The organism is Desulfuromonadaceae bacterium (assembly GCA_019429445.1).
GTDB lineage: Bacteria > Desulfobacterota > Desulfuromonadia > Desulfuromonadales > JAHYIW01 > JAHYIW01.
Genome location: JAHYIW010000013.1, coordinates 52,200 through 65,011, shown reverse-complemented (window position 1 = coordinate 65,011; position 12,812 = coordinate 52,200). Strand labels below are relative to the sequence as shown.

The window sequence follows — 12,812 nt, the reverse complement described above, 5'->3', positions numbered from 1 at the left end:
TCACGGTAACGTCACTTCTGCGCTTTCCGGCACGCATCGAGAAAATAGGTCAACACCTCATTGTCCCGTTCATAAGTCTCAACGAATTCGACCCCGGCATTGACATTCCCATCCTCATTCACAGTCACGCGCATCACCCGCCCGATCATTTCAATGACATCATCTTCAACCGCAACGCTGACGCAAATTCGTTGCCCGACTGCAAGTCGTGCCGGAGTCTCAATCAAAATTCCGGTTTCACTGACATTCAAAGTCCGGCCCATCTCTCGACCGACGATCGTATCAGATTCGTCCATAACCACCAGATCAAGCAGGTTGAGGGTTTCTTTACGCTCGCTCACTCGATGGTCTTCCGACATGTTGACCTCCCTTAAAACCGGGTTACTCCAACTCACTCTCAATCCGGATAAAACGACTTTGTTCCTTTATCACCGCTAATTTGTCAATTTCGGCCAGGGCTTTGACAATGTGATCTTCCATCGCTTCGTGGGTCATAATCACGATCGGCACTGCGCCGCCAACTTGACGTTCAGGCTGAATCATTGAGGCGATACTGATTTGGTAATTACCCAGAATAGCGGAAATCTGGGCCAGCACACCGGGTTGATCATTGGCAGCAAAACGCAGGTAATACTGTGTCACAATCTGTGCCATCGGTTTGATCACCAGTTGCGAAATCCTGTCGGCACAATAAGCCATTGCCGGAGTTCGCACCCCCTTCCCGCCAAGCTGCATGTTGCGCGCAACAGCCATCACGTCACCCATAACCGCGCTGGCAGTTGCTTCCATTCCCGCGCCATAACCAATTTGCATTGATGGGCCGACAAAGTCGCCGACCAGACGTACGGCATTGAAAACACCTTCAACATCAGCCAGGGGGTGATAAAGAGGAATCATCGTCGGATGAACACGCGCCTCAATGCTATCTCCATCACGTTTGCCGATCGCCAGTAATTTGATCTTGTAACCGAACTGTTCAGCAAATTGGATATCAAGAGACGAGATATTGCCGATCCCTTCAGTGGAAATATCAGCAAAGTTCACTCTGGTGCCGAAACAGATAGAGAGTAGAATCGCCAGCTTGTGCGCAGCGTCAATCCCCTCCACATCAAAAGTCGGATCAGCTTCGGCATAACCAAGATCTTGCGCAGCTTTGAGCACATCCGCAAAATCGTCGCCAGCCTGAGTCATGCGCGTCAGAATGTAGTTACAGGTGCCGTTAAGAATACCGAGCACACTGCTGAACTGGTTAGCACAGAGATTTTCCTTGATCGATGAGATGATTGGAATCCCCCCGGCAACGGCTGCCTCAAAATAAACATCGACCCCCTGTTTGGACGCGGCGGCAAAAATTTCATCACCGTGTACCGCCAGCAATGCCTTATTGGCGGTGACCACATGCTTGCCGTTGGCAATAGCCTTGAGGACAAAGGTCCGCGCCGGTTCATAACCACCGATCAGCTCGATCACTATATCAATTTCGGGGTTGGCAAGGATTTCCTCGACATCGGTCGTCAACAGCCCCGGCGCTACGCTTACACCGCGCTTTGTCGTAATATCAAGATCAGCGATTTTAACCAGTTCAAGTTGTGCCCCGAGCCGGTCGGCGATAACTGGCCCGTTGTGTTGAAAAACTTTGACCACTCCGGCACCAATGGTTCCGAAGCCGATAAGTCCTGCTTTAATCTGTTTCATTACACGACCCTTCACTGCATGTGTCATGGTTTTGGGCGACCCTTGGAAATCTTGTCGAGAATGCCGTTAACGAAGCCGGGAGTTTCCTTGGTGCCGAAGCGCTTGCCAATTTCGATCGCCTCATTGATCGACACACTGACCGGAATGTCATCACAATAGAGCAGCTCATAGGTTCCCAGACGCAACAGCGCCAGATCGACCCGCGCCATCCGCTGCAAAGTCCAGTTCGACGCCGCCAGCTCAATCGTTGCGTCAATCTTCTCCAGATGTTCAACCACTCCGCGCACCAGCTGCTCGGCAAAATCACGGACATCACCAGAAATTTCCTCGTCGAAGCTGTCCACCGCTTCACCAAGTACATCGTTGTCAAAACGGAAACTGCGCCAGAAGTCCGCCAACGCCTGTTCCGGGGTGATGACCAGATCATGTAAACCGAAGAGAACCTTGAGTGCCAGTTCGCGACCGTAACGTCGCACGCCCTGGGACATCAGTCAATGCGCCCAAGCAGATCAACCATCTCAATGGCAGCGAGTGCGGCGTCGAAGCCTTTATTTCCGGCTTTGGCACCGGCGCGTTCGATTGCCTGCTCGATATTGTCGGTGGTCAACACCCCGAACGAAACCGGCAGTCCGGCATCGAGGCTGACTGCGGCGATCCCTTTGGAGACCTCGGCACTGACGTAATCGAAATGCGGGGTGGCACCGCGGATCACCGCACCAAGACAAATCAGGGCATCGAACCGACCGGTCGCGGCCATCTTCTTGGACACCAGCGGTAATTCATATGCTCCCGGAACCCTGACAATTTCGATCGTCGTGCCATCCGCACCATGACGAACCAGAGCGTCAATTGCCCCTTCGACCAGACGCTCGGCGATAAATCCGTTGAAACGACTGACAATGATCCCAAATTTCTTGCCACTGGCGTTAAACTGTCCTTCAATTATTTTATGCATAGGAGTCTCCCTTGCTAAACCACATCACAGGTTTTCGAACATATGTCCCATTTTCGCTTTTTTTGTCTCAAGATAGTTACGATTATTTTTGTTTGCGGCAATTTCGATCGAAACCCGCTCAACAATTTCAAGCCCGTAGCCTTCGAGACCAACAATTTTTTTCGGGTTATTGGTCATCAGACGTAACTTGCGCACACCGAGGTCGTTCAAAATTTGCGCACCAACACCATAATCGCGCAAATCTGCCTTGAATCCAAGTTTTTCATTGGCCTCGACTGTATCATGGCCATGATCCTGCAACGCGTACGCTCTGATTTTATTGATTAAACCGATGCCGCGCCCTTCCTGACGCATATACAGAACTACACCCGCCCCGGCCTCATCAATCTGCGCCATCGCGGCATGCAGCTGATCGCCGCAATCACAGCGCATGGAACCAAAAACATCTCCGGTCAGGCATTCGGAATGTACCCGCACCAGAACGGGGTGTTCAGGATCAATCTGACCTTTGATCAAAGCAATATGGTTGGCATGATCGACATCGTTCTCATAAATAATGGCGTGAAAATCACCACCAAACAGCGTCGGCAGGGTCGTTTCAGCGGCGCGCCTCACCAGCAGTTCGGTACGCATCCGGTAGGCAACCAGATCGGCGACGCTGACAATTTTGAGTCCATGCTTTGCAGCAAAAACCTTCAATTGCGGCATCCGTGCCATGGTGCCATCTACATTCATGATTTCGCAGATAACCCCGGCCGGTTTAAGCCCCGCCAGTCGCGCCAGATCAACCGACCCCTCAGTCTGTCCGGTCCGCACCAGCACCCCGCCCTTCTTTGCCCGCAGCGGAAAAACATGGCCGGGGCGTGCAAGATCCTCGGCGGTTGATGCGTCGTCAACGGCAACCTTGATCGTCTGTGCTCGATCAGCGGCGGAGATACCGGTGGTGACACCACGTTTGGCCTCGATGGAAACGGTGAAAGCCGTACCAAACGACGAGGTATTGTCCCTTACCATCATCGGCAGGGCCAAATGATCCGCACGGTCTTCAGTCATTGACAGACAGATCAGGCCGCACCCCTCGCGCGCCATAAAAGCGATTGCTTCGGGAGTAACCATCTCTGCAGCCATCACCAGGTCACCCTCATTTTCCCGATCCTCATCATCGACCAGGATCACCATCTTTCCATGGCGAATGTCTTCGACTGCTGCTTCAATACTTTTTATGGGCATTACAGACAACCTTTCGCCGTTAGCATAAAATACGTCGTACAACAATTATACAAAACCATGTCGCGCGAGAAAATCGAGATCGACGCTGTTACGAACGGTAGCATCTTTCCCCAACAAACGCGCAACATATTTTCCGATCAGGTCGGTCTCAATATTCACGGCATCACCGACCCGGCGTTCACGCAGTGTGGTCAACGCGAGCGTGTGGGGGATAATCATGACCGTAAAGTCGCTTTCCCCGACACTATTGACCGTCAGACTGATGCCATCAATGGTGATCGATCCTTTTTCCACCACCAGCCGGTTCAACTCTGCTGAAAAATGAAAAGCAAAGAGCACCGCGTTGGCGCGCTCCTCACGGCGGACAACGGTTGCCAGACCATCGACATGACCGGACACCAGGTGTCCTCCGAGACGTGACGACAGTTGCAGTGCCCGCTCGAGATTAACTGGTTGCCCCGGACGCAACTGCTCCAGTGTAGTTCTCTGCAAGGTTTCAGGCGAAACATCGGCAACGAAACGTCCCCCTGCAAACTCAACAACGGTCAAACATACACCGTTAACAGCGATACTTTCGCCACGTTGAAATGACGTCATCGGCAGTGCGGTGGCAACAACCAGCTGTAACCGCTGCGCCCCTTTACGCCACTCAACAGCACTGCCAAGATCTTCGATCAGTCCGGTAAACATGACGTCAACTCTCCATCAACCAGAATATCTGTGCCAAATCGCCGGGTACGTACATGACGTAATGCAATCGCGTCGGCCATCAATTCCTTGCCCGCTCCGGCGAAAAGTCCAGGGCCGTCGCCGCCGATAATTTTGGGAGCGATAAATAGCAGCAGGCGGTCAATCAGATTTTCCGCCAGCAACGCCGAATTAAGTGTCCGCCCCCCCTCTACCAGCAGACTCATCACCCCTCGTTGACCGAGCAAGCACAACAGCGCTGGAAGATCAACCCGTCCCTGACACGCCGTCAAAATCGCCACGTCTACTCCCAGTGCCTTCAGCTGTCGCACCTTATCAACGGGTGCAGCGCTGGTTGTGGCGATCAGCACCCCGGCGGTCGAGTTTTGCGAAATTACCAGCGCATCGGCGGGTGTCCGCAGTCGCGAATCAACGATGACCCGCAGCGGATCGCGCCCACCACGAATGCCACGTACATTGAGGAGCGGGTTGTCGTGTAACACCGTACCGCTGCCGACCATGATTGCGTCACACTGATCGCGTAAACGATGGACAAAAAGGCGGCTTTTCGCGTTCGATACCCAGCGTGAATCGCCGCTGCTGGTGGCTATCTTGCCATCAAGGGTGAGCGCTGACTTGACAATAACGTAGGGCGAACCTGTGGTCACCAGTTTGGCAAAGGAAAGCAGCAAACGACGGCACTCATCGGCTAAAATACCTGTTTCGACTTCAATCCCCGCCGCACGTAACCGATCAATTCCGCGTCCGGCGACGCGGGGGTTCGGATCCTGACAACCAATCAGTACGCGGCTGACGCCTGCGGCAATCAACGCATCGGCACAGGGGCCGGTGCGCCCCTGATGCGAGCAGGGCTCAAGGGTAACATAGAGCGTCGCCCCGCACGCTTCGTACCCCGCATCACGTAGCGCAAAAATTTCGGCATGTGCTTCACCGGCGCGAGGATGAAATCCACGCCCAATAACTTTGTCGTCACGCACCAGCACCGCGCCGACCGGCGGATTCGGCGTTGTTCGCCCGATACCGCGTCGCGCCTGGCGCAATGCTTCACGCATATATTTCGTATCCGACGTCATCAGAGCAATCGCTTCGGTAAAATTACGCCTGACCTCCTCGCGACAGAATCTCCGTCAATTCAGACATGAATTCGTTAATATCCTTGAACTGACGATAAACTGAAGCAAAACGGACGTAAGCGACTTCGTCGATGTCGTGCAAAGCCGCCATAACAGCTTCGCCGATCCGCGTAGAAGCAACCTCTTTTTCGCCCATCTCCTGCAATAAAAACTCAAGTCGATCGACGGCCTTTTCGATAGTAGCAATCGAAACTGGTCGTTTTTCACAGGCACGTTGCATGCCACTGATAATTTTAAAACGGTCAAACACCTCACGGCGTCCGTCTTTTTTGACCACCAACGGCAACGTCTCTTCGATACGTTCATAGGTTGTGAAACGTTTTTCACAAGCGATACATTCACGGCGGCGGCGGATATTATTCCCTTCCTTGCCTAAACGTGAATCGACAACCCGGGTATCAAGATTTGAACAAAACGGGCATTTCATCAGATTTCTCCACCGTCAGCGGAATCTTTTATACACTGTTCAACACGGACCCCGGCTTCAATCAACATTTCTGCAGCAAGCTGATCCGGGTACCCGTCAAGATAAAAAATCCGTTTAACGCCCGCGTTGATCAGCATTTTGGCGCAGATAATACAGGGGGAGTTTGTGCAATAGAGACTCGCACCACTGATATTGGCACCATGCTTGGCTGCCTGAATAATCGCATTCTGCTCCGCATGCAAGCCACGACAAAGTTCGTGTCGCTCGCCCGAGGGGACATTCAGCTGATCACGCAGACAACCGACCACGGAACAATGGGTGATCCCGGAAGGGGTGCCATTATAACCGGTGGCAAGGATATTGCGGTCCTTGACCAGCACGGCGCCGACCCGACGCCGCAAACAGGTGGAACGACGCGCCACCAGCCGTGAGATATCAATAAAATATTCGTCCCAGGACGGTCGCTCGTGCATCATTCTTTCAAACGATGGGCATAAAGAGGAAAACGCTGGCACAGCGCGCGGATTTCCTTATGAATTTTTTCCAGTTCAGCGCTATCCTCGACATGAGCAAGAGCCCGGTCAATCCATCCCGCAACCTGCTCCATCTCCGCCTCTTTCAGTCCCCGGGTGGTGGTTGCGGGGGTCCCGATGCGAAAACCACTGGTCACAAACGGCGACCGGGTATCAAATGGCACCGCATTCTTGTTGACGGTAATCCCGGCTTTCTCCAGTGTCTCTTCAGCAACTTTGCCGGTTAGTTCAGTACCGCTCAAGTCAACCAGCAGCAAATGATTATCCGTACCACCGGAGACAAGGTTGAAGCCACGTCTGGTGAGCCCGTCAGCCAATGCCTGGGCATTATTGACGACCTGCCGGGCATAAACCTTGAACTCTGGTGACAAAACCTCCTTGAAAGCCACCGCCTTGGCAGCAATAACGTGCATCAATGGTCCGCCCTGAATACCGGGGAAGATATTACTGTTGAGTTTTTTAGCATATTCCTCACGACAAAGGATCATCCCGCCACGCGGACCACGCAAGGTTTTATGCGTTGTTGTGGTCACGAACTCTGCATAAGGGACCGGATTGGGGTGAACCCCGGCGGCGACCAGTCCGGCGATGTGAGCCATATCGACCATCACCAGGGCACCGCATCTGTCAGCAATCCGTCGAAATGCCGGAAAATCAATCTCGCGAGGATAAGCACTGGCGCCGACCACGATCAACTTCGGTTTGTGCTCCAGCGCCAGCTGCTCCACTTCATCGTAATCGATAAATCCGGTTTCTTTATCAACCCCATAGGCAACGATATTGAACAGTTTTCCGGAGAAGTTGACCGGCGATCCGTGGGTCAGATGCCCGCCATGAGCAAGGTTCATCCCCAGCACCGTATCACCCGGTTCACACACAGTAAAGTAAACGGCCATATTGGCCTGCGACCCGGAGTGGGGCTGGACGTTAACATGTTCGGCCCCGAAAATTTCCTTGGCGCGGTCGATGGCCAGTTGTTCGGCAACATCGACAAATTCACATCCCCCATAGTAACGCTTGCCCGGATATCCCTCGGCGTATTTGTTGGTCAGCACCGAACCTTGTGCTGCAAGCACATTCTCGCTGACAAAGTTTTCCGACGCGATAAATTCCAGGCTATATTCCTGGCGTCTGGTTTCTTGTTGAATCGCATTCGCGATCTCGGGATCAAAAAGACCAAGGTCTGCGGCCATTGAAGTTGCCTCCAGATGATGAACGATAAAATAACTTGGGCAGGCTTTTGCCTGCCCAAGATGGAGATTTACTAAAACTTTCCTGAGCAGATTTCGTTCTCGATACGCGCGATTTTATCGAGGCGACGCTGATGACGATCCCCGGCAAAATCGGTATCGAGCCAGGTCGCTAAAATTGCACGTGCGGCCTCTGGCTGAAGAACTCTTCCCCCCAGAACAATGATGTTGGCGTTATTGTGCTCTTTCGCCATTTGTGCCGTAAAAGGGTCATGTACCAGCGCGGCGCGCACCCCGGGAAACTTGTTAGCAACAATCGACATACCGATCCCGGTGCCACAGATCAGAATCCCCTGTTGCGCCTTGCCGGTCGCAACTGCGCGAGCAACTCGTTCGCCAAAGTCGGGGTAATCTACCGAGGCATTATTGTCTGTGCCGAGATCAGTAAAAACAATCTGGCGCTCTACAAGAAACTCCTTGACAACCTCTTTAAGTTCCAGCCCACCGTGATCACTACCAATAACCAGCATAATTAAACCTTCCGGAAAACCAGCGTGGCATTGGTCCCGCCAAAACCAAGAGAGTTGGACATCGCCACTTTAACCGCTACCTGCCGGGCGGTTTTTGGCACATAGTCAAGATCACACTCAGGCGAAGGATTGTCGAGATTGATCGTCGGCGGAACGGCACCCCGATCGATAGCCATTAATGAGTAAACCGCTTCGAGCCCCCCGGCCGCGCCAAGGGCGTGTCCGGTCATACTCTTGGTCGAACTGATCATGACCTTGCGCGCATGATCTCCCAGCACCGTCTTGATCGCCATCGTTTCATAGAGATCGTTAAATGACGTCGATGTTCCGTGTGCATTGATGTAATCAACATCCTGCGGGGCAATGCCAGCCCCCTTGAGAGCCATCTTCATACAGCGTGCCGCCCCTTCTCCATTCGGTGCGGGGGTCGTCAAATGATAGGCATCAGAGCTCAGTCCGTAGCCACAAATTTCACCGTAAATTTTTGCGCCACGGGCCTTGGCCGATGTATATTCTTCAAGGATCAGGATCCCGGCACCTTCCGACATAACAAAGCCATCACGATCACGATCAAAGGGACGACTGGCGGCAGTCGGATCATCATTACGTGAAGACAATGCCTTCATGACACTGAATCCGACAATGCCCAGGGGCGTAATCGTCGCCTCGGTTCCACCGGCAAACATCATGTCAACATCACCACGTTTAATCATGTGGTAGGCATCGCCAATCGAATGGGTACCGGTCGCACAGGCCGATACCGACGAAAGATTCGGCCCCTTGGCACCAAAACGGATTGAAATCATTCCCGGAGCAAGATTGATAATGACCATCGGGATAAAGAAAGGGGAAACTTTTTTATAGCCGCGTTCGGTCAAAGCTGTGTGATACTGCTCGATCGCCGGCAGCCCGCCGAGACCGGCGCCAACCAGCACACCGACTCGTTCTGCGTTATCATCGGTGATCACATATCCGGAATCCTGCAAGGCCATTTCACTGGCAGCCAATGCAAAATGGATAAACCGATCCATTTTTTTGATTTCTTTTTTTTCGATGTAATCTTCGACATTGAAATCATTGGCCTCACCCGCGATGCACGTTGGCAAGTCCGACGCATCAAAATGGCTAATCGTACCAATACCGGAGCGACCATCCATCAATGCCTGCCAGTTCTTTTCTACGCCGGTTCCAAGAGCAGAAACAGCGCCAAGACCAGTAACTACGACTCTTCTCATGGTTCGATATTTCCTTTGTCAGTGACTCTATCTCACGACATGCGCTACATCTGAACGGATCACAAAGGAGAAGGAGAGGCGATTGCCTCTCCTTCAGTACACAGCTCAGGATTTCTCAGTAATATAATCGATTGCATCTTGAACTTTTTGAATCTTTTCGGCATCTTCATCAGAAATTTCGATATCGAATTCTTCTTCAAGCGCCATGACCAGTTCAACCGTATCGAGAGAATCTGCACCGAGATCTTCCATAAAAGAAGCCTCGTTCGTAACCTGCTCCTCATCAACTCCGAGTTGTTCAGTAACAATCTGCTTTACGCGTTCTTCGATAGAAGCCATTGTTAAACCTCCTGTTTGTAGTTAGCCGTACCGTAATATCGGCAGGATCCAGTTTTACATATACATGCCGCCATTGACGGCGACGACTTGACCAGTAATATAAGCGGAACTTTCCGCAGCAAGAAAAAGTACCGCGTTGGCGATATCATCCGGAGTGCCAAGACGCTCCATTGGAATTTGTGTCGTCAATTTCTGACGTTCACTCTCTGGCAACTTGTCTGTCATCTCGGTGGCAATAAAGCCGGGAGCAATAGCATTCACAGTCACGTTGCGACGTGCCAGTTCACGAGCATTCGATTTGGTAAGTCCAATCAGCCCCGCTTTGCTGGCACAATAGTTCGCCTGCCCTGCATTCCCCATCTGCCCGACGATCGAAGCAATATTAATAATGCGTCCGTAACGCTGCTTCGACATAATCTTTGCGGTAGCCCGGGTACAGAGAAAGGCCCCCTTGAGATTGACCGACAAAACCGCATCCCAGTCCTCATCCTTCATCCGTAGCAGCAGCGCATCGCGGGTAATTCCGGCGTTATTGACGAGAATATCGATTTTACCGAATTTGTCCATAGCCGCAGCAACCATTTTCTCGACATCTGCAACGGCGGTCACATTGCCCTGAACGGCAATGGCCTCAACCCCGACTGCCTTAAGTTCAGCCACTGTCGCTTCGGTGTTTGGCAAGTCGATATCGACGGCAACGATATTCGCCCCCTGATTTGCCAGTGCAAAAGCAATACTTCGACCAATTCCGCGTGACGCACCGGTCACGATAGCTACTTTGTTTTTTGGCATCGTTTATCTCCTCATCAATCAACATATAACGCACGCGCAAAAACTAAATGATTTTTTGCAGACTGTCACAATCCTCAATGTTTGCCGTAGAGACCTGCCGGGCAATCCGTTTGATCAAACCACAGAGCACTTTTCCGGGACCAATCTCAATGAAACGCTCGACGCCGAGCTCGGCCATGCGGACAACGGAGTCATCCCAGCGCACCGGAGCGCTGACTTGCGCGACCAGCAAATGGCGGATGCGTGAAGCGTCGACATTCGGCGTAGCCTCAACATTTGTCACTACCGGAAGACGCAACGCACCGGGTTCAATCGCTGCCAGTACTTCGTCCAGCCTTTCACCGGCAGGAGCCATCAAAGAACAGTGAAATGGCGCGCTGACCGGAAGTCGCAGCGCCCGTTTTGCACCTTTTTTCAGCGCCAGCGACATCGCCCGTTCAACGGCAGTCGCATGACCGGCAATTACCACCTGACCGGGACTGTTGAAATTCGCAGGAGAAACAACCTCCCCCGCCGCAGCTGTCGCGCAAACCTCATCAAGCAGTGCGGCATCGAGCCCGATTACTGCGGCCATCGCTCCAACCCCGACCGGCACAGCTTCCTGCATGAACGCGCCGCGCTTGCGAACGGTGCGTACCGCATCAGCAAACGTCAACCCGCCGGCACAGACCAGCGCGGAATATTCGCCGAGCGAATGTCCGGCAACGTACGCAGGAACCAGCCCGGTCTCCTGTTCCAGCACTTTAAGAGCAGCGATACTGGTTGTCAAGATTGCCGGCTGGGTATTGGTTGTCAACTTCAAATCTTCATCGGGACCATTAAAACAAAGGGTGGCCAGATCGCAGCCGAGGGCATCGTTTGCTTCTTCAAAAACCGCCCTGGCAACAGGGAAGTTATCGACGAGATCCTTACCCATTCCAGCATGTTGCGATCCCTGTCCGGGAAAGACAAAAGCTATCATCAATGCATGACTCCTGAAACTGTTCCGATCAATATTTTCTACTCAGGCTGAGGCTACTTGTCAACGACCTCAGCAGAACCATCATACGCCTCGCGCAAATGCGCAAGTAATTTTTCGTTGACACGTTGCGCGGTAAAATCGTGTGCCATGCGGATCGCGTTCATCACCGCGCGTTCATTTGAACCACCATGGCAGATCATTCCGGTACCGCCAATCCCCAACAGTGGAGCGCCGCCATATTCGGCGTAATCAATTTTTTTAGCGAACGCTTTAAAGGCCGGTTGCATCAGCAGATAACCCGTTTTTGCCAAAAATCGTGATTTTATTTCACGGGACAGCATCACTTTGATCGCTTCAGCCAACCCTTCGGCAACCTTGAGAACGATATTTCCAACGAAACCATCACAGACAACGACGTCAACCTGACCATTAAAAACGTCACGCCCCTCAATATAACCGCGATAACCGGCGCAGCAGTTCTTCAGTAATTGATGTACCTCACGTGTCAGCTCGGTCCCTTTGCTCTCTTCTGCTCCATTTGAAAGCAACCCTACCACCGGTTTTGACTTGCCGAGGATCTGTTGGACATAAACCTCCCCCATCAATGCAAACTGCACCAGATGGAGTGACTTGCAATCGACATTGCCGCCGGCATCAAGAACCAGGACATGATCCTTGGTTGTCGGCATGACTGTCGCTATTGCCGGGCGATCAATCCCGGGGAGGCGCTTCAGGACAAACATGCCGGCCGCCATCGTTGCACCGGAATTTCCGGCACTCACAACCGCATGTGCCCGACCGGCCTTGACCAGCTCGAAAGCAACCCGAATCGATGAATCTTTCTTCTTGCGCACAGCATCGGAAGCGGAATCATCCATCCCGACAACTTCACTGGCATGTTGAATTTCAAGCGACAATCGACGGTGATCGTGCTTGAGTAATTCAGCTGCAATCCGCGCCTGGTCGCCAACCAGGACGATCGAAAAACCCCAGTCACGTGCAGCCTGCACAGCGGCGGAGACTTCAATGGCGGGGGCATTGTCGCCGCCCATGACATCAACCGCAACGATTATTTTATCACGCA

General features: G+C 52.6%; 16 protein-coding genes. All 16 read right to left on the bottom strand.

The window, feature by feature from the left end:
* Positions 1–11: 11 nt before the first annotated feature.
* The 16 genes from K0A93_07035 to plsX all read right to left on the bottom strand — a co-directional run bounded on the left by K0A93_07035 (position 12) and on the right by plsX (position 12,801).
* Complete coding sequence (locus K0A93_07035) at positions 12–359, bottom strand: PilZ domain-containing protein (protein MBW6511858.1); 348 nt, start codon at positions 357–359, stop codon at positions 12–14.
* Between the two features lie 22 nt (positions 360–381).
* Positions 382–1,695: a homoserine dehydrogenase gene (locus tag K0A93_07030; protein MBW6511857.1), complete on the bottom strand. Its 1,314-nt coding sequence runs from the start codon at positions 1,693–1,695 to the stop codon at positions 382–384.
* 23 nt (positions 1,696–1,718) lie between these two features.
* Positions 1,719–2,183 (bottom strand): transcription antitermination factor NusB, encoded by a 465-nt coding sequence (gene nusB / locus K0A93_07025; GenBank protein ID MBW6511856.1) that lies wholly within the window; start codon positions 2,181–2,183, stop codon positions 1,719–1,721.
* Positions 2,183–2,650 carry a 6,7-dimethyl-8-ribityllumazine synthase gene (gene ribE / locus K0A93_07020; protein MBW6511855.1) on the bottom strand — a complete coding sequence of 156 codons (468 nt, stop codon included), beginning with the start codon at positions 2,648–2,650 and terminating at the stop codon, positions 2,183–2,185. The genes nusB and ribE overlap by 1 nt, the downstream gene beginning before the upstream one ends.
* Positions 2,651–2,674: 24 nt before the next feature.
* Positions 2,675–3,880, bottom strand: coding sequence for a bifunctional 3,4-dihydroxy-2-butanone-4-phosphate synthase/GTP cyclohydrolase II (locus tag K0A93_07015; protein MBW6511854.1), 1,206 nt, complete (start codon positions 3,878–3,880; stop codon positions 2,675–2,677).
* Positions 3,881–3,925: 45 nt separating this feature from the next.
* Complete coding sequence (locus tag K0A93_07010; protein ID MBW6511853.1) at positions 3,926–4,570, bottom strand: riboflavin synthase; 645 nt, start codon at positions 4,568–4,570, stop codon at positions 3,926–3,928.
* Positions 4,555–5,661 carry a bifunctional diaminohydroxyphosphoribosylaminopyrimidine deaminase/5-amino-6-(5-phosphoribosylamino)uracil reductase RibD gene (ribD, locus tag K0A93_07005; protein ID MBW6511852.1) on the bottom strand — a complete coding sequence of 369 codons (1,107 nt, stop codon included), beginning with the start codon at positions 5,659–5,661 and terminating at the stop codon, positions 4,555–4,557. Before ribD ends, K0A93_07010 begins: the two co-directional genes overlap by 16 nt.
* Positions 5,662–5,683: 22 nt before the next feature.
* The gene (gene nrdR / locus K0A93_07000; GenBank protein MBW6511851.1) at positions 5,684–6,148 is read right to left on the bottom strand and encodes a transcriptional regulator NrdR; all 465 of its coding nucleotides are present in this window, start codon (positions 6,146–6,148) and stop codon (positions 5,684–5,686) included.
* Positions 6,148–6,621, bottom strand: a complete 474-nt coding sequence (locus K0A93_06995; protein ID MBW6511850.1) for a cytidine/deoxycytidylate deaminase family protein — start codon at positions 6,619–6,621, stop codon at positions 6,148–6,150. The genes nrdR and K0A93_06995 overlap by 1 nt, the downstream gene beginning before the upstream one ends.
* On the bottom strand, positions 6,621–7,874 hold the full coding sequence (locus K0A93_06990) for a serine hydroxymethyltransferase (protein MBW6511849.1): 1,254 nt from the start codon (positions 7,872–7,874) through the stop codon (positions 6,621–6,623). Before K0A93_06990 ends, K0A93_06995 begins: the two co-directional genes overlap by 1 nt.
* A 71-nt stretch (positions 7,875–7,945) precedes the next feature.
* Positions 7,946–8,401, bottom strand: a complete 456-nt coding sequence (rpiB, locus tag K0A93_06985) for a ribose 5-phosphate isomerase B (GenBank protein MBW6511848.1) — start codon at positions 8,399–8,401, stop codon at positions 7,946–7,948.
* A gap of 2 nt (positions 8,402–8,403) precedes the next feature.
* Positions 8,404–9,636: a beta-ketoacyl-ACP synthase II gene (gene fabF / locus K0A93_06980; GenBank protein ID MBW6511847.1), complete on the bottom strand. Its 1,233-nt coding sequence runs from the start codon at positions 9,634–9,636 to the stop codon at positions 8,404–8,406.
* Between the two features lie 105 nt (positions 9,637–9,741).
* Positions 9,742–9,975 (bottom strand): acyl carrier protein, encoded by a 234-nt coding sequence (gene acpP / locus K0A93_06975; protein ID MBW6511846.1) that lies wholly within the window; start codon positions 9,973–9,975, stop codon positions 9,742–9,744.
* A gap of 54 nt (positions 9,976–10,029) precedes the next feature.
* Positions 10,030–10,767 carry a 3-oxoacyl-[acyl-carrier-protein] reductase gene (gene fabG / locus K0A93_06970; protein MBW6511845.1) on the bottom strand — a complete coding sequence of 246 codons (738 nt, stop codon included), beginning with the start codon at positions 10,765–10,767 and terminating at the stop codon, positions 10,030–10,032.
* Positions 10,768–10,810: 43 nt separating this feature from the next.
* Entirely contained in the window at positions 10,811–11,728 is a 918-nt protein-coding gene (gene fabD / locus K0A93_06965; GenBank protein MBW6511844.1) for an ACP S-malonyltransferase, read from the bottom strand.
* A gap of 53 nt (positions 11,729–11,781) precedes the next feature.
* Positions 11,782–12,801, bottom strand: coding sequence for a phosphate acyltransferase PlsX (plsX, locus tag K0A93_06960; protein MBW6511843.1), 1,020 nt, complete (start codon positions 12,799–12,801; stop codon positions 11,782–11,784).
* Between the last annotated feature and the right edge of the window lie 11 nt (positions 12,802–12,812).

Coding starts and splice junctions, on each gene's coding strand:
- K0A93_07030 (MBW6511857.1), bottom strand. CDS start 1,695: ATGAAACAGATTAAAGCAGGACTTATCGGCTTCGGAACCATTGGTGCC.
- fabG (MBW6511845.1), bottom strand. CDS start 10,767: ATGCCAAAAAACAAAGTAGCTATCGTGACCGGTGCGTCACGCGGAATT.
- K0A93_07010 (MBW6511853.1), bottom strand. CDS start 4,570: ATGTTTACCGGACTGATCGAAGATCTTGGCAGTGCTGTTGAGTGGCGT.
- K0A93_07035 (MBW6511858.1), bottom strand. CDS start 359: ATGTCGGAAGACCATCGAGTGAGCGAGCGTAAAGAAACCCTCAACCTG.
- fabD (MBW6511844.1), bottom strand. CDS start 11,728: ATGATAGCTTTTGTCTTTCCCGGACAGGGATCGCAACATGCTGGAATG.
- nusB (MBW6511856.1), bottom strand. CDS start 2,183: ATGTCCCAGGGCGTGCGACGTTACGGTCGCGAACTGGCACTCAAGGTT.
- K0A93_06990 (MBW6511849.1), bottom strand. CDS start 7,874: ATGGCCGCAGACCTTGGTCTTTTTGATCCCGAGATCGCGAATGCGATT.
- ribE (MBW6511855.1), bottom strand. CDS start 2,650: ATGCATAAAATAATTGAAGGACAGTTTAACGCCAGTGGCAAGAAATTT.
- fabF (MBW6511847.1), bottom strand. CDS start 9,636: ATGAGAAGAGTCGTAGTTACTGGTCTTGGCGCTGTTTCTGCTCTTGGA.
- K0A93_06995 (MBW6511850.1), bottom strand. CDS start 6,621: ATGCACGAGCGACCGTCCTGGGACGAATATTTTATTGATATCTCACGG.
- rpiB (MBW6511848.1), bottom strand. CDS start 8,401: ATGCTGGTTATTGGTAGTGATCACGGTGGGCTGGAACTTAAAGAGGTT.
- ribD (MBW6511852.1), bottom strand. CDS start 5,661: ATGACGTCGGATACGAAATATATGCGTGAAGCATTGCGCCAGGCGCGA.
- acpP (MBW6511846.1), bottom strand. CDS start 9,975: ATGGCTTCTATCGAAGAACGCGTAAAGCAGATTGTTACTGAACAACTC.
- K0A93_07015 (MBW6511854.1), bottom strand. CDS start 3,880: ATGCCCATAAAAAGTATTGAAGCAGCAGTCGAAGACATTCGCCATGGA.
- nrdR (MBW6511851.1), bottom strand. CDS start 6,148: ATGAAATGCCCGTTTTGTTCAAATCTTGATACCCGGGTTGTCGATTCA.